Source organism: Vibrio sp. 1580, assembly GCF_033340055.1.
Map to the genome: position 1 here is coordinate 93,396 of NZ_JAWOVT010000004.1, position 18,530 is coordinate 111,925.

Below are 18,530 nucleotides of genomic sequence, written 5' to 3' on the forward strand. Positions count from 1 at the left end.
TCAATACGTGAAAACCACTGCTTTAGTCACATTAATCCACCACTAACGTCCCCTTGAGTAGTGTTTTACACTGGATTTAATTTTCCTAGCAGAATAAGGACTCCGACCTTAGAATCCGCACACATAACTATTACAACCCGATTACATAACCCACCACACTCTTGCACGCTGCCGAAGAGGCAACAGCAGAGAGTATGGTTAGCCCCCAAAACGTGAAAGGTCTAATACAACAATGAGTCCAGAGAAATATCTCCAAGACTGGCAAACTAGCCAAACGATTGCTGAATCTATTTCCCCTCTAATTGGTAAGCTATATCGTCAAAAAGGAATCGAAGTGGTTCTGTTTGGTAAAACGCTTATTAATGCTACTACTATAGACATTCTCAAAACTCATCGCGTTGCAAGACGTTATACCGGTAACCCACTTTCGCTTGAGCACACGATGCCTTTTATTCAAGCGCTTTGTGAAATGAGCATTTCTTCATGCCGTGTCGATGTTGGCCAATTGGCAACTATGTACTGGAATGAACATGACGATACAAGCTCTCTAAACGATTTCCTTATCACTGCACTTGATGGCGCTCGCGACGCAGATTCTTCACTGAAAGCGCGTGATGTGGTTCTTTACGGGTTCGGTCGCATTGGTCGACTACTTACTCGCCTTCTCATTGAGAAAAGTGGTCCAGGTTACCCACTAAGACTACGTGCGATTGTGGTTCGTGGCGGTAAAAAAGGCGATTTGGAGAAGCGTGCTAGCCTGCTGCGTCGTGACTCAGTTCACGGCCAGTTCAACGGTAGTATTGTTATCGATGAAGAGCGTAAAGCACTGATCGTTAACGGCAACTACATCCAAATTATCTACGCAAATAACCCAAGCGAAGTAGACTATTCAGCTTTCGGTATCAATAACGCGCTAGTTGTTGATAACACAGGTGTTTGGCGTGATTCTGAAGGCCTGAGCCAACACTTAGCGTGTCAAGGCGCAGAGAAAGTACTGCTAACAGCACCAGGTAAAGGTGACATCAAAAACGTTGTATTCGGTGTAAATGAGTCGGTAATTAAAGAAGATGACACCATCATCTCTGCGGCAAGCTGTACAACAAATGCAATCACGCCAGTCCTTAAGGCTCTGAACGATAAATATGGTGTTCTTTCTGGCCATATTGAAACCGTGCACTCATACACAAACGACCAAAATTTGATCGACAACTTCCACTCTGGTGACCGTCGCGGACGTAGTGCTTCACTAAACATGGTTCTGACTTCAACAGGTGCGGCAAAAGCAGTTGCTAAAGCATTGCCAGAGCTTGCAGGCAAGCTAACAGGCAACGCGATTCGCGTACCGACACCAAACGTTTCTATGGCAGTCGCTAATCTAAACTTAGGTGAAGACGTAGACCGTGATTCACTGAACGATTACTTGCGTGAAATGGCGTTGAACTCTGAGCTTTCGGCACAGATTGACTACACCGATTCAACAGAAATTGTATCAACTGACTTAGTTGGCTCTCGCCATGCAGGCGTCGTAGATGGTCAAGCGACTATCGCACAAGACAAGCGTTGTGTACTTTACATCTGGTACGACAACGAATTCGGTTACAGCTGCCAAGTTGTGCACTGTATGGAACAAATGATGGGTGTTCGTTACCAAACATTCCCTCGATAGGTGAACTTTGCTCCACAACGTTAACCACATAGCGTAACGGACAATATCTCATATTTGTTCTAAATAATAAGCGCCATGCGCATTACTAATATTTTTCCCCGTTTATACGCCTGATCACCCTCAGGCGTTTTTTCGTTTCATTCATTTGACACTCTCCGGACAAAGTGGACGTCAGCATTCATGTTTTGTTCATGTTCACAGCATTAATCTGAGCACATAAATTACAGAGAGGTCATGATTATGAATCGGATTATTGTAACTGCACTAGCACTGATTACCGGCTTTTTTACGTTAGTATTTAGCTTGATCATTGCGATTCCGTTGACCATCTCAGCATTAATTACCGGCAAGCGTATTGAAAAGCGCGTCAAGAAAATGCAGAGAGAAATGCACGAAGAATATGAATTTAATACAGGTAAAGCAGATGCGATTGAAGGTGAATTTGAAGAGGTTCGCCGGTAAGTAAATAAGATTTAGATGAGTTTCTCTCCCCCGACCGCTCCTGAGAAACTTCTTGCTTTCACCCTGTCCTTAAAATGGCAGGGTGCTTTTTTGAAAAGCAGCCACACGGGCTGCTTTTAGTATTTCTGTCTTGCGAGCTTGTCTATACCGTTACGACCACTCTAAGAGCCAGCAGCATGAGTACTACCCCTGACAAACGATCAATCAACACTGCCTTAGAGCGAATTCTGTCAACGACTTTAGAGCTCGATAGCACTAGGGTAATAAAGGTGTACCAAAGCCCATCCACAACAAACGGCGTGGCAACAATGATCATCTGATTACTCAAATCATTACCGAGCGCGACAAACTGACTGAATAATGCGATAAAAAACAAAGCAATTTTGGGACTTAAAATCGAGATAAAAAAGCCTTCTCGCGCAGACTGGATTACCGTTGTTTCCTCACCTGACTCCAACTTCGCAGCCACACCACCTTTTGAACGCAAAGCATTAAACCCTAAATACGCAAGATATGCCGCACCCACAAGGCTAATCGTCTTGAACAGCATCGGGCTTTGCTGCAAAACAACAGCGAGCCCAATCAAGGTAATAAACGCATATATACCAATGCCAAACGCATGAGCCCAAGCCGTAGCTAATCCATTGATACGTCCACCAGCCAACGAGTGCTTAGCGACAATAGCTAAACTGGGACCTGGTGATATAGCCCCTAATAAACACACGGTAAAAAGTGATAACCAAACTGTTAGTGTCATAAGAATCTCCCCTCTTTGACGCTCACTCTATCAACGGAAGAGGTATAATTAGAAATCAAAGTTATTCATACTAATCATGACTTCAAGTCATGGCTAAACGGTGTACGTATTAGCGAATGGAATATTCAGAGATTTGCATTACTGAGCGAATCTCTTCTCGCACCCATTTATGCGCAGGATCCGTGTCGTATTTGGGGTGCCACATTAACCAATATTGATGAATAGGTGTTTCGAGTGGTAATGCTTTATGGGTTAAGTCCCAATGTTTAGCGAGGTTAACGGCAATATGTTCAGGAGCCACCATCAGGTGCTCACTTGCAACTAAGCGATTGATCGCAGCAGAGAAGAATGGAACCTTAAAGGTAACGTGGCGGGTGTGCCCTAGCTCTTTCAATGCTAAATCAGTGTAGGAATCTTTGTCTCCGCCGCCAGTCACTTTGATGTGTGAATATGAAATCAAGTCTTCAATACTGATCTGGTCCTGCTTTGCTAACGGATGAGAAGATTTCATCAAACAAACTGATGAATCCTCACCAATTTTAACGCTCGACACACTCTGTGGTTTTTCTGGATACATAGAAGACGCGATATGGATGCCCGTCTCATGAAGTTTATCAAGAAAGTTGGGTTGCCACAGTCGGTACGCCATATCTAACTGTGGCGCTTGTTCACCCAAGTGAGAGGCAATATCGGGCAATACGTATTGCGCCACGTAGTCACTAGAAGCAATAACAAGCTCACCTTGCCACTGCCGCGGCTCAAAAGGTTGGTCATCGAGTAAATGGTCAAATTCAGCCAGTAATGCATCAAGCTTTGATTTTAATGCTATTGCTCGTGGCGTTGGTATCAGTTGATTACCTTGACGAATAAGCAGTGGGTCACCACACAGATCGCGCAATTGTGCAAGCTGTCGACTGACGGCAGACTGCGTAATGTGCAAACGGTCTGCGGTCCGGCTGACATGACACTCCTCTAAAAGTACATGCAAGGATCTAAGTAGATTCAAATTAATGTTGTTTAACATATTCGCTCAGAAGGGTTTTCAACATGGCATCCATTCATGGTCACTTCACAAACAGGTTCCCAGTCGTGTTAAAGAATTCAGCTAAGACGGTATGAGTCATCAGGTTTCGAAGCTCTGGATATCGTTGAATTTGATCTCTGATTTCGTTCAAGCGAGCCATCGTAGGCACTTCGACAAAAACCATCATGTCCGTCTCACCGCTGATCGCATGACACCATTTTACGCCATCAATTTTGTATAATTCGTCCGCGTATGATTCGCAATAATACGTAGAGGTTGATTTATCGAACTTTAAGGCAAAATAGGCGCAAATCGAATCCCCACCCGAAGGCGCAATTTCAGCGTGATACCCTAGAATCACTTTGTCATGCTCTAGCTTGCGAATACGGGCCGTTACCGCAGAACGAGAAAGGTTTACTTTATCCGCAATTTCAGTCACCGACAGCCGAGCGTTGTGCCTGAGCAGATCCACAATCTTATGATCAAACTTGTCCATACCGTTACCAAGCTTTCCTTATTTTTCTCATTCTATACCGATTCTAACTGCATAAGAAACCAACATTTTGTTGGAATTATTTAAAACAACCGTCATATTGACGGTTTAGTAAATCATTTTGTTATTAACATTTTGGATATGCTATTTGGCGGGCATGAGATGAGTGCTGTTATCCATTTCAACAGAAAATAGATAACACATTGAAATCAAATTCCCAACTTAAGTACTCAGCACATAAATAGCATCGCTTAAACACATAAAACGAAATAACCAGAAGCCACAAGCTTTTTCGTAATAAGCCTCATAACATTGGATGAATCAATTCGCATGGAAGAGCTCAAAAAAGACATTTCACTCACATCAGGTATCGCACAGTTATCCACCACATTAATGGGAACGGGGCTGTTTATGATCCCGGCTATCGCAGCAGGTATAGCTGGCCATTTTTCACTATGGGCTTGGATTTTATTGTTCATCGCGATTTGTCCTATTGCGCTGACTTTTGCTCAACTGGGTAAACGATACCCCAACGCGGGCGGAACAGCCTTTTTTGTACGCAAAGCCTTTAACACCAAACTGGAAAGTAGTGTCGCTTGGCTATTTGTTAGTGTCATTCCGGTAGGGGTTCCGGCCGCGATTGCACTCGCCGCAGGCTTCCTACAACAAATATTGCCAGAACCTATTAGCAACAATCTGTTTGCACAAATTCTGACGGTAGTACTACTTGTGTTCGTCAACTTGATGGGCACAAAATCATCAGGTCATTTACAAACTCTTATTGCTTTGAGTGTCTTCGCACTTGTTGGCGCATTTTTATGGAAAGGCGACGTTAACAGCGCCGATCTTGTGATGCCCGCCATCACACAAGAGTCAATTTGGCCTATTACCGCAGCGTTAGGCGTGATGTTCTGGTGTTTTGTTGGCATAGAGGCTTTTGCCCATATGGGGGAAGAGTTCAAAAACCCTCAAAGAGATTTCCCTATTGCCATTGTGGTCGGTTGTTTTGTAGCAGGGGCTACCTATTGGGCATGCTCTGTCGTTATTTTAAAATTTGGCGCGTATGGTAACGCTCAATTTGATAACGCATCCATCCCCTGGCTTAGTGCCCAACTACTAGGCGATGGAGCCAAATGGATAATCAGCTTGATAGGTTTCTCCGCTTGTTTCGCGAGCGTTAACTTATACACACAGAGCCTAGCGCGAATGGTCTGGGCTCAAGCTCGTGAACATCGTCCTTCTAGTCCACTAGCCAAGATTTCACGTCGTGGTGTCCCTTTCTCAGCCACCATATTAGTTGGCGGCATATTATTGATATCTTGTGTGATAGGAACCCTATCACAGCTCGATCTGGAGTTTTTCCTAAAACTCGCAAACAGTGTATTCGTTCTGGTTTACATGTTGGCGATGTTAGCCGCTTTCAAATTGCTTCGAGGATTTGGTAAAACACTCGCGGGACTGTCCCTACTGCTTTGTACCGGTGTTTTTATATGTTTAGGCTGGTCAATGTTTTATGCACTTGGCATTTTTACTCTACTTTTACTGCCTTGGAAACAGTGGCGACATAAGCGACAAACACGTGTAGTTGAATAGTCATCGCTTCCCATTTCGAAATATGTGAGCTAAACGTTGGATACCAGCGTCTATGTTCTCTAACGCGATATTGCCGTAACCAAGCACGGCACCATGCCAGTGACGTGCTTGAAAATCTGGGTGTTCATAATAGCTCAAAGGTCGCAAGATGATCCCTTCATGCTCTGCTAGTTTTATAAAACGCTGCTCATCCATACCGCCTTGCCATTTCAACGTAACATGAAGCCCCGCCGCTTGGCTAACGACGCAAACACGGTCGCCAAAATGCTGTTGAATGGATACATGCATCTGTTCATGCTTAGTTTTGTACAGTCGACGCATTTTTCGAATATGACGTAATAACCCACCTTCAGTAATAAAGTCTGCCAATGCTTCTTGTGTATGCGTCGGCGAATCACCACTTAACGCATCCTTAACCACTAAGCATTGCTCTACTAAGCGTTCAGGAACTACAAGGTAGCCAAGCCGCAATCCGTTAAACATCACTTTACTGAAGGAACCCACATACAACACACGATCATCTCGACCCATTTGAGCTGCTAGCCCCTGTAAGCTGGTATAGGGACGATGAGCAAACTGAAATTCGCTGTCATAATCATCCTCGATGATCCAACTTGATTGTTCGACCGCCCAGTTGATGATCTTTCCTCTTTGCTCGGTATTGAGTGTGGTACCCATCGGATATTGATTACTTGGTGTAATATACAGCGCATCGGCATCGCTTGAGGTCACCGCTTCCACATCAAAACCTAATTTCTCTGTTACGAACAAAGGCTCAAATTGATAGTTTTGGAACTGAATCAACTTCCGCATTTGCGCGTAACCTGGTTGCTCCATCAGAACCTTATCACCTTGTTTGAGCACTACCATCGTCGCAATCGACAACGCTTGCTGCGCCCCAGAGGTAATAATAATGCGCTCTGGAGAACAATTCACTGAACGGCTTGATGCGAGGTAGTCAGCTAAAGCACAGCGCAATGCCCAACTACCCTGAATATCTTGATTCCCCAACAAGCAAGTACGAGACATATGGCGAGTGAGTAACTTTTGCCATTGCGCCATCGGAAATGCGTCCAAATCCGGTACACCCGGTGCAAATGCGCGGTTGATATCAAAGTGAGCTTTCGGTGATGAGTCTCTCTGAACTGAACTAGGTTCAGGCAAGTACTGCTCTGGCAGTTCTACGGCAACATAAAAACCAGAACCTTTTTGGCTGTTCAAGTACCCTTCCGCCACTAACTGTTCGTAGGCAGAAATCACGGTATTCCTACTTAGATTAAGCTCTTGTGAAAGCTTCCGCGTAGAAGGCAGCTTCCCATTCTTCACCCACAGTCCTTGAACAATTTTCTTGCGAATAGCCAAAAACAACGCTTGCTGACGCGTTCCTTCACTGTCTTTTAAATGTAGGTCACCGATATCAATCAAAGACAAACTGGATCCATCCATTAGTTAAAACTGGCTCTCTTTAAGCTACCAGTTAAACGCTACATTGCAATCAAAGAATGAGGATAAATCGCTCGTAATCGTGAGCAAGCAAGGAGAGAAAATGCTATCCAACACCAATAGAACGGAAATTAAGAAAGGCGCACATAAAGCCGTCTCTGATGTTAGCAAACTGCACGCCATCATAGATGAAAGCCTAATCGCTCATATTGCGATAACCAACGAGTCAGGCCCTGTGGTCATCCCTATGCTGGCATGGCGTGTCGATGATTACGTGTATATCCATGGTGCCAACAACAGTCGACTATTACGCTCACTCAAACAAGGAGTGCAAACGTGCTTAACCTTTACTTTGTTTGATGGTTGGGTATTGGCTCGAAGTGCGTTTCACCACAGTGCGCATTATCGCAGTGTTGTGGTCTTTGGCCAGTTTGAGATGGTGGAAGATAACCAAGAGAAAGACAGGTTGCTGAATCACTTTATTGAACAGATCGCTCCGGGGAGAACAGAACAAGTCCGTTTGAGTAATGAAAAAGAACTCAAAGCCACCATGCTGCTGCGTATTCCACTCCTAGAAGCATCAGTGAAAATCAGCAATTTTGGCGTCAACGACGATGCGGAAGACATGGACATCCCTGTTTGGGCAGGTGTCCTACCCTACCGAACCGTCGTAGGTCCGCTGCAAGCTTGTGACGATTTGTATGAAGGTATCGCAGAGCCAGACTACCGCAGTGCCTACTCTAACCGTTGGCAGGAATAAGCACCGTAAAACGTGCGCCGCCTAAGTGACTCTCGCCGACAGAAAGCTCCCACCCCAGTTGCCGCGCTGCACTGGTAGCGATGGCAAGCCCTAAACCAAAGCCTTTCATGTCGGCGTTGCGGCTTTTGTCTAAGCGCGAAAATGGCATAAATACTTCTTCTCGCATCGCCTCAGGGATGCCCGGACCATCGTCCTCAATATCGATGCTCCAGCAATCCGCTACCGTTCGAATCGTCACCTCAACGCAGGATTCACCGTAACGCTTGGCGTTTTGCAGTAAATTATCGAGGACGAGGTTACCCAAAGTAGGCTGAAAGTGAATCAATTGGTTCGCGAGTTCATTTTCTGCTCTCAACATGGCGGACTCTAAGCCTAGGTAATTCATGCGGCTTTTACACCAAAGTGGCAGTTCCATGGTTTCAACAGAATCGATCCATGAGTGGTTTTTCACACTCAAGCGAGACAGCATGACGATGTCGGATGTTAAATCCGTCACTACATCAACGTATCGTTCAATATCGTCATGTAACTCTGCCTGCATTTCACCACTCGTGCGTCGAGCTAAATCCGTCGCTAGCTGAATACGACTCAGCGGAGTGCGCACTTCATGAGGAATAGCTTGAGTAAAGATGTGTGTTTGGCGCACTCGTCTCTCAATCTCTTCAGACATGCAGTTGAAGCCTTGGGCGAGCTCTTTCACGGGTTGCGAAAATTGCTTTAGCTCGACTCGCGTATTCAACTCACCAGAACCAAATTGTTGTTGCGCAGCCGTTAGTTGCCGAATTTGGCGGTCAAGACGTCGTACAGGTATGTAAACCATAATGCCTAAACTGCATACAACAACCAAAAGTAGAGTAAGTATAAATACAATCTCAGAATCTTCATTCCAATCAACGTGTGGGCTAAAGAAATCCGTTTTTTCTTTGAAAACTAAACTCTTCGAAGTGTTAGGCAAAGGGAATACCGCAGCATAGGTACTGCCATCAATAAGATAAACAGGTATCCCTTGCATACGGTACAGCAGATTACAATCTCGACAAGGCGGTGATCCGTCCCAGTTTTCAACCAATGTTAAATCAAAGATAAAGAAATCTTGCTTGCCGTTTTCGGTTAACTTCTTGTAGAGAGAATCCGGAGTGCCTCGTTGCTCAATGTATTGATCGACAAAATAAGCACCGTCACTCAAAAAAACACCGACTTCTGTTTTGCGCATGTACTCTTCCCCCATAAAGAGAAACAAAGCAACAGTCAGCGCAAGGCCAGTTACTAACCCCACATATAGACGAGTAAACAGGGAAAACATGCGTCATTTACCTGTCAGCATGTAGCCGTGGTGACGTATGGTTTTAATGGTAGCCGTATGGATATGAGCCTTAGAGAATTTCTTCCTTAGTGAGGATATACGCATATCAATCGAACGATCAGTAATACAGTATTCAATGCCTCGGGCAAGACGGCAACATGATTCACGAGATACTGGCTTATCGACATTCAGCATCAGGAGCTCTAAAATTTCAAACTCAGAACTCGTTAAACCAATATCTTTTTGCAAATAAAATGCTTGGGAGCGACGAAGACAAAGACTAATGCCATATCGGCTCAGCTTTTCTTCTTCAACGATATCAACTTGACGACAATAGCGACGCAACGCTGCTTCAATACGGGCGAGAAGGATATTGCCTTTTATCGGTTTGGTAAGGTAATCATCAGCACCAAACTTAAATAAGCTCACCTCGCTCATTTCATCATCGGTCGCAGTCAAAACAATGATAATACCATGATAAAACTTACGCGCCTCTTGACATATTTCTGCGCCATTTTTTCCTGGTAACATCAAATCTAACAGCACTAGGTCCGGCTTGAGCCCCTTAATCGTTTCTAATGCATTTTGACCGTTATCGATGACAGTTACCGTATATCCTTCGGCTTCGAGGTACATTTTGGTTAATCGAGCAATCTCTGAGTCGTCTTCTACCAGTAAGATTGTATTACCCACCATGAATCATTTACTCCACCAATATGATGGAGGGAGTATATCGCTCGTCCTATAGTGCGCAACCTACTTAAATGATAATTTTAATAAAACGCAGGCTTACATACGCTTACAAACCATACATATACGATAATCCTAATCATTCTATACCCCTAAAGCCATGCAATAACCTGAGGTTTTATTCATTATCAGAATATAGCTTCACATAGAAAATAAAATTCGGAATAAAAATCCACTATATTTTTAAATATATCGAATAATAGGTCTTACCAAAAAATAATATCAACATATATGACTTAGTTTGCTTATATAGACAGGACTTTATGTTGCTTCTAAGTTTCCTGCTCTAATAAAGTCTACGAGTAACATGAAATGAGATATTCCAAATTAACACCTTTAGCCATATTTTGCGCGATAAGTCTAACTGCTTGTGGCGGCAGTGAATCTAATTCGAAACCATCGACAACGACACCTCCAACACCACCAATGCCAACATTGAGCACTGTCACAATCCCAACTGTCGTTTCTACAAAGTTTCCAGCCAAGTTAAAAGTGGCTGCTGATTCGGGCTTCACCCACTATGTGAAAATCTCCCTTTCCGAAGCAAACAACAACGATACATTTCACATTGTGGCTGTTGATGACGGTGCGAATAATGAAAAAATCTTTCGTGCAGCCAAAATCATCCAACACCTTCTCACAAACCAACCAGACTCTAAGTACGGTGCTGACAAGTCTCGTATCGCTAAGACATTAGCCGAGCGTGATGCCACACTAATGCTGACCGAAAACGACGAACAGAATGATGAGATGTTAACCAAAATCTTTATCAACGAACTGATTCGCCAAGACAAACTGAACGACGCAGTTACAAACTCGGGCTTAGCACACTCTTTTGATACGAGTTCTCTAGAAAAGTTTGTTGTAAGCATGATGGTACTTAACGAAGATGATATGGATACACTTGTCACATCTATCGCGTCAACATTAGTAACTAGTAAAGAAACACCAAACTGGCTAAGGAATAGCCAATCTTTAATGTATCGAGAACTGACAGTTGAAGGCGATTGCCATTACATGAGTAATTTTGCCGATTACTGCGCCAATCTTGGCAAAAAAGCCGAACGAGACGCCGCTTTTGAAGAAATTTTACACTTGGTCCAAGCGCAAGGTATTGCACCTAACACGGCGACTGCGGCACTGCAAAATGACATTCAAGCTCATGCGTTAAGCATCTATAACGATATTCAATCGGGCAAACCGACGGTGTGGCGCCCTACTCAGTATGACTGGGACGATTGGAAATCAGACGACTTCGATCCTGAAAGTGTTAAACAAACGGGCCCTTCATATTCTCACGAATATTTTGCTGCCGCTTTTGAAGCTTACATGGGTGTAGCAAAAGCAAACGGACATGGTTTAGATGGCTACCAAGCGTTAACGCGTGAAGAAATGCAAACCCAAGATCCACAAGCCGTTGATTGGATCAGTGGCTTATTCCACGGATACTTGCAATATACCGCGAATATCGACTCTGCGGGCGTCAAGCTCTACACAGAAAAGACAAATCCAGGCACAGTACCTACCTTCCGTATGGCTCCCAACAAAGACGGTTTGATAGAAGCGTACACCTACAAATCTCAGTGGTTAACAAAAGTGAAGATCATTGGCGACGACGCGATGAATGTGATCGGTAATGATCAAAACAATACTTTTGAAGGCAACAGCAAAGACAACAGCATTTATGGTGAAGGCGGTATCAACACCTATATCGTGCCACACAAACTGGCGGAATGTACTGTTATCAAAGCAAAGAGCGTTTCTGTTGAGTGCCCAAATACAGGCACTGACGAGTTGTACGACATTCAGAACATCCAATTCACCGACCAAACCCTAGATGTAACCAAGCTATAAACAATGAAAAACATGAAGAAACTTATTCTATTCGCTCCCTTGCTCCTTGCTGGTTGTGGTGGCCTAGCCGTCATGGATCGTACTGATGCCGTAAAAGCACAACCAGAAATGCTGATCAAAACCGACGGTGATTTTTGGGGATTCGGTGCAGATGGCCATTTTGATTTTGCTGGTAAGTACAAAGGCAAGTATTCACGCAGTGCTTCTAACTCAAGTTGGTTTAACCGTATCTCTTTCAAAGAAGGTTCAATGGGCGCAGAAGTGACTCGTATCGACAGCGGAGAAACTTGGCTTTTGAACTGCACCGGAGGCGGTATGTCGGTTAACTACATGGGCGTCGATTTTGGTGGGAATGATCCTTACACCTGTGACATTACTCAAGATGGTAAAAAAGTCGGTGAGTTTGCGATGGAGCCAAAATCGGCTCTCATCGACATCAGCTTTGAAAAAAAAGAGACAGGCGTAGTGCGTATTGGTAGCACCCACTTTAATGTAGAAACTGTACATACTAGTCCTGACGCCATGATGGCGGTAGACATTCCATTGGGTTATAGCTTTAAGGAGGGCACACAAGAAATTGCCGCAGTGCAGACGAACGGTACCATTGCGGTACAGATGCTCCCTGAACTTAGCGAACAAAAAAAGGATGTAATTGCCATCGGCGCTGTTGCAAGTGCACTAAGTTGGCGTCCTAAGAAATAGCCACCACATAAAACGACACAAAAAAATAACAAAGCCCTCAACTTTGAGGGCTTTTATTGCTTGTACTCATAGAGATAAGTGGAGCACTACTTCTCTAATCTTCCCGTATACTGCTTGGGCGTTAATCCACGATGTTTCTTAAACATACGATTGAAGCTCGCCACATTGGTGTAACCAAGGCGCGTGGCAATGTCATCAATACTCACGCGCTTACTCAACAAACCAGCTGCAATATTACTCAATACATAGCCAGAAACCGTCGAAAAATTGAGCCCTAATTTATGCAAACGACGTTGAAACTGCTGTTCAGATAAATCAAGCAGAGAAGACACGCGCTCTAACGTTGGCAATCCATAATGGCTGCTGTAGTTCACCACTTCATAAATCACTTTCAACTCGTCTTCTGGATCGGGCATATTAAGCAAATCATCCAAGTCGGAAAAACTCATCGCTAGACGGCTGTCTTCTCGATGGCTCACTTGGCGGGAGGCTAATCGGTCATCTCCCGGGATCCATATCTCTGTTTTTGGCTGACTCCATTCCACCTCGCAGCCGAAATATTCCCGGTATCGCTCAGTATTTTTTCTCGAGCCTGAAACCTTGACACGTAAAGGCTGGTAATCTTTGCCAAGAAATTCGCGTAACACCTTAATCATAAATACCGCACAGCGGATACTATCGTGCACCTTTACTGACGTTTCTATAAACGGGTTGTGGTAAGTCCATTTGATGATTTTACCCGACTGTTCGCCAGCAAAAAACGCCCCTGATTGTAGATTGCTCACACCATAATTCACTCGCCGAATGGTACTGGCTAAATCATTGCCGGAGAATAACCAGCGTCCCACTGGCCCTAGCTTTTGCAGTTCAATACCCCGGCTGAGACTCAACACCACATCCGGGTCAGCACTGGCTTGTTCAACACAACGATACCATTCCGCAACGGCTTTTAGCGGGATCAGTGTCATTGGGTTACGAAACACCGATACTGGGATTCCTAACTCATCCGAGTCCAAATTGTATTTAGATAACGCGAGGTTATGCATGTTTAGAATGCCCATCGCGCGAATAAACCGAACCGTTTTCATAACCAATTACATCAAATTTAATCCTATAGTGATTGAATCTGTCACAAAGAAAGCCGCAAATCAAATTCAGATCACAATACGCCAACAGTTTGATAGAGGAGTGTTTAATGAGTTTACTGAGTGTCCCATTTGTCGGTACAGGCGCAGATACGGCGTTACATGTTGTCGCTGCTGTCGTTTTAATTGCGAGTGTCGCGGGCGCGTGTTACGGCTTTTGGAAAATCCATGAATTGCCTATCAATAAAGCACACAGCAAAGACCATCATCAGTTAGGGCTCATCACTGCGCTGACCTGGATAGGGTTTGTCTGGCACTGGGTTTGGGTGCTAGCCGTGATCTTTGCATTTGTTGATATGGAAAAAGCCATCATCAATCTGCGTGATACATGGAAAAGTAAACCGCAAACAGAAACACAGCCAAAAGAGGAAGCATAATGTTAGAAGGTTTAGCGGTATGGGCACTCTTCATCTATCTGTTGCGTTTGGTTGGCATGCCTTGGAACAAAGCAACCAAATCGTTCGCTTATCTTGGCGGCTTGGGTTGGCTAATGTTCGTCTGGGTAGGTTTGATTAACTTCACCCCGATGGATTTATCCGGCGGTTCTGTCGTGCAGTCACCACACATCCAATTGCGTCCAGATTCAACCAATGTAAAAGGTAAAGTTGACCACATTTACATTGAGCCGAATCAGAAAGTTAAAGAAGGTCAGCTAATTTATGAACTTGACCCAACGCAATACAAAATCGCATTAAATCAAGCGAACGTATCCGCTGATTCTGCTCGCGTTGCATTAGCTACGGCAAAAGGCGACATCGAGATTGAAGAAGCTAACCACGAAGCGCTAGTGCAAGATCTAGAAACATCAAAGAGCCAGTTGGAAGCGGCGAAAGTTGACTACAAATTGCAGAAAAAAATGCTAGATCGTTATGTTGAGCAAAACCGAGTAGTGCACAACACCATCACGGAAAGCGATATCGACAAACAATCGAGTGCGGTTGATATGGCACGTCACAACGTGTTGACCCTTGAGTCTCAAATCAAGAAGAAACAAGTCGATATTTCCCGTGCAAAACTGGCGATTCATAAAGCGGAACTTGCAGTTGAAACTAAACAAGCCGAACTGCGCCAAGCTGAAGAGCAAATTGCAAAAGCGCAATGGGATTTGAATAGCACAAAAGTTCATGCCCCAACAGATGGCTTTGTCACCAACTTTATCCTGCGTGAAGGTCAGCGTGTATCGATGATGCCGCGTATCAACATGTACACTAACGAGAAGTACGTGCTGATGCGAGTCAACCACCAGGCGATTCGTAACATCAAACCGGGTCAGCCAGCGGAATTCTCTTCGTCCGTTTACCCAGGTAAGATCTTCTCAGCGACCGTCGAAGGCATTGTTGAAGCAACAGGTGAGTCACAAGGTAATCTACTGGGTTTCGATGATTCCGTACGTGTCACCACTGGAAAGAACTTACAGAACAAACACCACTTTGTTCGTCTTAAGATTGATGAGCCAGAAGGCTACGACATCCCTGTTGGCTCTGTTGGCCTCGCATGGGTCAGCGGTGAAAAACCGATAGGCTTCATGGCCTTCTTGGATGTGATTCGCGGGATCATCATCCGAATGAAGTCTCAACTGTACTTCTTCTACTCTATCTAAACTCGCAAACCGCCAGTTACGCTGGCGGTTTTCTTTTCATTTGTATCCAAACATATCCTTTTCCCGTATAACAATTAGTTAGTAAATAGCGGAGAAGATTCATGTCGGCAAAGGAAAGAAGCCTACCTACCCATCGCATCTCAAGATTCAGCAAGTTCGCTTCACTTGCTACCCGTGTCGCAGGCAATGTGATTACAGAAGGCACGAAGCAGATAGCCAAAGGCAACAAACCAAAAGCGAAAGACCTCTTGCTGACGCCACAGAACATCGCGCGTTTAACTGACCAACTTGCTCACCTACGTGGCGCTGCAATGAAGCTTGGTCAAATGCTGTCAATGGATGCTGGTGATGTTTTAGAACCTGAACTTGCCGATATTCTTTCCCGTCTTCGTTCCAACGCAGACCCAATGCCTGCAAAACAACTCAACGCAGTAATGGAAAGTTCGCTAGGAACGAATTGGAAAGCTGAGTTTCTGTCATTTAACTTCAAACCAATCGCCAGTGCATCAATAGGACAAGTGCACCAAGCTTACAGCGATGCGGGCGATAACCTAGCCGTCAAAGTGCAATATCCGGGCATACGGAAAAGTATCGATAGCGACGTCGATAATGTCGGTACACTGCTCAAGGTCGTTGGGTTGATTCCCGAGTCTGTCGACTACAAAGGATTGCTCGAAGAAGCGAAAAAGCAGCTACATGACGAGGCCGATTACGCACGAGAGGCACAATTTGCCATTCGTTATCATGACGCTTTGAAGGAGCACCCTCATTTTGTCGTACCGAAGATTCATACTGAAAGTTGCTCAGACTCCGTTCTCGCGATGGAATTCATTGATGGTAGCCCGATTGAGCAAATCGAACATTATGATCAGAGTACACGGGATTTTGTCATGCACAGCCTACTCGAATTACTGTTTCGAGAGCTGTTCGAATTTAAGATGGTACAAACCGACCCAAACTTCGCCAACTACTTATATATCGAAAACACTCGTCAAATCGGCTTGCTAGATTTCGGGGCGACCCGCGAATACAGCGAACGGTTCAGTACCGGCTATCGCCAAGCTTTTGCGTCTGTCGTGAATAATGACGAACAAGGCTTAAATGATGCGCTTGAACAAATAGGCTTCTTCAGCCAAACCATCCTTCCAGACCAGCGCCAAGCGATTCTCGATCTAGTGAAAATGGCATGTGAACCGATGTTAGTTGATGAGCCTTATGACTTTAAAGCCAGTGGCTTAGCACAAAAGCTTCGCGAAGCTGGCACTATTTTAAGCATGGAACAAGAATACTGGCATACTCCACCAGCAGATGCCCTATTTTTGCACAGAAAAATAGGCGGAATGTACTTGCTGGCAGCCCGTATTGGCGCAAAAGTGAACATTCGCCAATTGGTACAGCCATATCTCACCATCAACAGCAAATAGCCTATTGTTTTTCTGTTACTTTCAAGTACCTTGAGCAAGGTTAAGATGCATAGTTGTGCATCTCAATAACATGCCATACTTCCATAAAACGAATTAACTATCGGGGTACTCGGTGAGCAAGTTTCAAGATCTCTCCACTCTAATCCAGCAAATTGGCCAAGCCGAAGAAGCGGATCAAGTCGCAACGCTCAATGAATCTATTGAAGCGGGCCTCGAGCCCGGCGCGGTTGCCCTGATTCTAGAAGCATTTCCAATCGACGATCGTGTTCGCTTATGGCGAGCTTTACCACTAGAGCTACATATCGACGTGTTAACGGAAATGCGTGCGGACGTACGTTTCTCTATCATCAATGCGTTATCTGAAGTCGAGCTAAAGCTCACTCTCGCTAAACTCGACAACTTGTCGCTCATCGAATGGGCCGATTCGTTGCCAGAGTCGATCATCAACGAAGCGCTCTCGTTGATAGAAAAAGATGAGTTGGAACTTTACGATCAAGCAAACGAGTATGCTGATGAAGAACTCGGCCACTGGGCTGAACGTAAGATCATCACCCTGCCCTTCAACATTACGATTGGGACAGCTAAGCAGTTAATGGAGCGCTATAGCTACGACACGCCTCAACAGGTGTATCTGATTAATCGTAATAAACAGTATCGTGGAACGGTCAACTACTTCGATATCTTACGTGGTGACCCCGATACTCGCTTAAAAACACTCGTTATTGAGGCTGTGACGGTTCTAGACAGTAAAATGATGCTTCCTGAAGCGGTAGAGGCATTAGAACACAGCACACTGCCCGCTCTCCCTGTAACTGATGCAGACCAAACACTGATCGGTGAAGTCGATTGGCAGTTTGCATTGAGTACACAGCGTGAAATCTACGAAGCACGTTTGATGGCCGGTACAGGTATGGATGAAGGCGATGACTTGTTTGCGCCAGTATTAAAAAGCTCGCAAAAGCGCGGTGTTTGGTTAGGCATCAATTTGCTTACTGCGATTTTGGCGTCTGTCACTATCGGACTATTTGAAGATGTAATTGCGCAGGTGGTGGCTTTGGCGGTGCTCATGCCAATTGTTGCATCCATGGGGGGCATTGCTGGCAGCCAAACGCTCACTCTAATGATTCGTGCGATGGCGCTTAATCAGATCACCCCAGGTAACCGTTTCAAGCTATTGAAAAATGAGTTGGGTATTGGCTCTCTGAACGGCATTGCTTGGGCGTTAATCATCGGCGGGCTCGCCGGATTGTGGTTTCAATCTCCGGTTCTAGGTGGGACCATCGCGCTGGCCATTATCGTCAATATTATTACCGCAGCTTTATTTGGTGTGCTGATTCCCATCATTCTGGATAAGTTTAAATTGGACCCCGCTTTGGCTGGCTCGGTGATTCTAACAACAGTGACAGATGTAGTAGGTTTTTTCGCCTTTTTAGGAACGGCGAGTTTAGTCATGCTTTAAAAGGTTCATTGTTTATTAATCAATCATTAGCATAATAGAGTCAAATTGCATAACGCAGTTGCAAATTGCAAACACACTCAAACTTTAAGCAACGC

17 protein-coding genes are annotated in these 18,530 nt (G+C 44.7%); 10 read left to right on the top strand and 7 right to left on the bottom strand.

What is annotated here, in order from left to right; translation table 11 throughout:
- The first annotated feature begins 232 nt into the window (after positions 1-232).
- The gene (locus R7093_RS07770) at positions 233-1,666 is read left to right on the top strand and encodes a glyceraldehyde-3-phosphate dehydrogenase (RefSeq protein ID WP_047101184.1); all 1,434 of its coding nucleotides are present in this window, start codon (positions 233-235) and stop codon (positions 1,664-1,666) included.
- Positions 1,667-1,906: 240 nt separating this feature from the next.
- Entirely contained in the window at positions 1,907-2,128 is a 222-nt protein-coding gene (locus tag R7093_RS07775) for a hypothetical protein (protein WP_047101504.1), read from the top strand.
- Between the two features lie 142 nt (positions 2,129-2,270).
- Here the strand turns inward: R7093_RS07775 and R7093_RS07780 are convergent, their stop codons facing one another.
- From R7093_RS07780 to R7093_RS07790, 3 genes are all read right to left on the bottom strand, one after another.
- Entirely contained in the window at positions 2,271-2,885 is a 615-nt protein-coding gene (locus R7093_RS07780; protein WP_318146587.1) for a LysE family translocator, read from the bottom strand.
- Positions 2,886-2,994: 109 nt separating this feature from the next.
- On the bottom strand, positions 2,995-3,909 hold the full coding sequence (locus R7093_RS07785) for a LysR family transcriptional regulator (protein WP_017819875.1): 915 nt from the start codon (positions 3,907-3,909) through the stop codon (positions 2,995-2,997).
- A 40-nt stretch (positions 3,910-3,949) separates the two neighbouring features.
- Positions 3,950-4,405 (bottom strand): Lrp/AsnC family transcriptional regulator, encoded by a 456-nt coding sequence (locus tag R7093_RS07790; protein WP_005373615.1) that lies wholly within the window; start codon positions 4,403-4,405, stop codon positions 3,950-3,952.
- 327 nt (positions 4,406-4,732) lie between these two features.
- Between R7093_RS07790 and yjeH the strand changes: the two genes are divergently transcribed.
- Complete coding sequence (gene yjeH / locus R7093_RS07795) at positions 4,733-5,995, top strand: L-methionine/branched-chain amino acid transporter (RefSeq protein WP_226083296.1); 1,263 nt, start codon at positions 4,733-4,735, stop codon at positions 5,993-5,995.
- Here the strand turns inward: yjeH and R7093_RS07800 are convergent, their stop codons facing one another.
- Positions 5,996-7,441, bottom strand: coding sequence for a PLP-dependent aminotransferase family protein (locus R7093_RS07800; RefSeq protein WP_318146588.1), 1,446 nt, complete (start codon positions 7,439-7,441; stop codon positions 5,996-5,998).
- Positions 7,442-7,541: 100 nt separating this feature from the next.
- On the opposite strand from R7093_RS07800, the gene R7093_RS07805 reads away from it, so the two are divergent.
- Complete coding sequence (locus R7093_RS07805; RefSeq protein WP_005373620.1) at positions 7,542-8,198, top strand: pyridoxamine 5'-phosphate oxidase family protein; 657 nt, start codon at positions 7,542-7,544, stop codon at positions 8,196-8,198.
- Here the strand turns inward: R7093_RS07805 and R7093_RS07810 are convergent.
- Together R7093_RS07810 and R7093_RS07815 are read right to left on the bottom strand one after the other, a co-directional pair.
- Positions 8,179-9,501 (bottom strand): ATP-binding protein, encoded by a 1,323-nt coding sequence (locus R7093_RS07810; RefSeq protein WP_017819871.1) that lies wholly within the window; start codon positions 9,499-9,501, stop codon positions 8,179-8,181. The two genes, R7093_RS07805 and R7093_RS07810, sit on opposite strands and share 20 nt — an antisense overlap.
- A 3-nt stretch (positions 9,502-9,504) precedes the next feature.
- On the bottom strand, positions 9,505-10,197 hold the full coding sequence (locus R7093_RS07815; protein ID WP_005373624.1) for a response regulator transcription factor: 693 nt from the start codon (positions 10,195-10,197) through the stop codon (positions 9,505-9,507).
- A 366-nt stretch (positions 10,198-10,563) separates the two neighbouring features.
- Here R7093_RS07815 and R7093_RS07820 point away from each other — a divergent pair, with 366 nt between their 5' ends.
- Complete coding sequence (locus tag R7093_RS07820) at positions 10,564-12,105, top strand: hypothetical protein (protein WP_031778832.1); 1,542 nt, start codon at positions 10,564-10,566, stop codon at positions 12,103-12,105.
- A gap of 12 nt (positions 12,106-12,117) precedes the next feature.
- Positions 12,118-12,807 (top strand): hypothetical protein, encoded by a 690-nt coding sequence (locus R7093_RS07825; RefSeq protein WP_031778833.1) that lies wholly within the window; start codon positions 12,118-12,120, stop codon positions 12,805-12,807.
- 86 nt (positions 12,808-12,893) lie between these two features.
- Here R7093_RS07825 and R7093_RS07830 read toward each other — a convergent pair whose 3' ends face one another.
- Positions 12,894-13,895 carry an AraC family transcriptional regulator gene (locus R7093_RS07830; protein WP_005373633.1) on the bottom strand — a complete coding sequence of 334 codons (1,002 nt, stop codon included), beginning with the start codon at positions 13,893-13,895 and terminating at the stop codon, positions 12,894-12,896.
- Positions 13,896-14,002: 107 nt separating this feature from the next.
- Between R7093_RS07830 and R7093_RS07835 the strand changes: the two genes are divergently transcribed.
- The 4 genes from R7093_RS07835 (at position 14,003) to R7093_RS07850 (ending at position 18,435) form a co-directional block, all read left to right on the top strand.
- Positions 14,003-14,329 carry an MFS transporter gene (locus R7093_RS07835; RefSeq protein ID WP_005373635.1) on the top strand — a complete coding sequence of 109 codons (327 nt, stop codon included), beginning with the start codon at positions 14,003-14,005 and terminating at the stop codon, positions 14,327-14,329.
- Positions 14,329-15,552: an HlyD family secretion protein gene (locus R7093_RS07840; protein ID WP_005373637.1), complete on the top strand. Its 1,224-nt coding sequence runs from the start codon at positions 14,329-14,331 to the stop codon at positions 15,550-15,552. Before R7093_RS07835 ends, R7093_RS07840 begins: the two co-directional genes overlap by 1 nt.
- A gap of 101 nt (positions 15,553-15,653) precedes the next feature.
- Positions 15,654-16,976, top strand: a complete 1,323-nt coding sequence (locus R7093_RS07845) for an ABC1 kinase family protein (RefSeq protein WP_005373639.1) — start codon at positions 15,654-15,656, stop codon at positions 16,974-16,976.
- A gap of 112 nt (positions 16,977-17,088) precedes the next feature.
- Positions 17,089-18,435: a magnesium transporter gene (locus tag R7093_RS07850; protein WP_005373641.1), complete on the top strand. Its 1,347-nt coding sequence runs from the start codon at positions 17,089-17,091 to the stop codon at positions 18,433-18,435.
- The last annotated feature ends 95 nt before the right edge of the window (positions 18,436-18,530 follow it).

Bases quoted from the DNA above. Each gene is read 5' to 3' on its own strand.
- R7093_RS07770 (WP_047101184.1), top strand. From the start codon at position 233: ATGAGTCCAGAGAAATATCTCCAAGACTGGCAAACTAGCCAAACGATT.
- R7093_RS07775 (WP_047101504.1), top strand. From the start codon at position 1,907: ATGAATCGGATTATTGTAACTGCACTAGCACTGATTACCGGCTTTTTT.
- R7093_RS07780 (WP_318146587.1), bottom strand. From the start codon at position 2,885: ATGACACTAACAGTTTGGTTATCACTTTTTACCGTGTGTTTATTAGGG.
- R7093_RS07785 (WP_017819875.1), bottom strand. From the start codon at position 3,909: ATGTTAAACAACATTAATTTGAATCTACTTAGATCCTTGCATGTACTT.
- R7093_RS07790 (WP_005373615.1), bottom strand. From the start codon at position 4,405: ATGGACAAGTTTGATCATAAGATTGTGGATCTGCTCAGGCACAACGCT.
- yjeH (WP_226083296.1), top strand. From the start codon at position 4,733: ATGGAAGAGCTCAAAAAAGACATTTCACTCACATCAGGTATCGCACAG.
- R7093_RS07800 (WP_318146588.1), bottom strand. From the start codon at position 7,441: ATGGATGGATCCAGTTTGTCTTTGATTGATATCGGTGACCTACATTTA.
- R7093_RS07805 (WP_005373620.1), top strand. From the start codon at position 7,542: ATGCTATCCAACACCAATAGAACGGAAATTAAGAAAGGCGCACATAAA.
- R7093_RS07810 (WP_017819871.1), bottom strand. From the start codon at position 9,501: ATGTTTTCCCTGTTTACTCGTCTATATGTGGGGTTAGTAACTGGCCTT.
- R7093_RS07815 (WP_005373624.1), bottom strand. From the start codon at position 10,197: ATGGTGGGTAATACAATCTTACTGGTAGAAGACGACTCAGAGATTGCT.
- R7093_RS07820 (WP_031778832.1), top strand. From the start codon at position 10,564: ATGAGATATTCCAAATTAACACCTTTAGCCATATTTTGCGCGATAAGT.
- R7093_RS07825 (WP_031778833.1), top strand. From the start codon at position 12,118: ATGAAGAAACTTATTCTATTCGCTCCCTTGCTCCTTGCTGGTTGTGGT.
- R7093_RS07830 (WP_005373633.1), bottom strand. From the start codon at position 13,895: ATGAAAACGGTTCGGTTTATTCGCGCGATGGGCATTCTAAACATGCAT.
- R7093_RS07835 (WP_005373635.1), top strand. From the start codon at position 14,003: ATGAGTTTACTGAGTGTCCCATTTGTCGGTACAGGCGCAGATACGGCG.
- R7093_RS07840 (WP_005373637.1), top strand. From the start codon at position 14,329: ATGTTAGAAGGTTTAGCGGTATGGGCACTCTTCATCTATCTGTTGCGT.
- R7093_RS07845 (WP_005373639.1), top strand. From the start codon at position 15,654: ATGTCGGCAAAGGAAAGAAGCCTACCTACCCATCGCATCTCAAGATTC.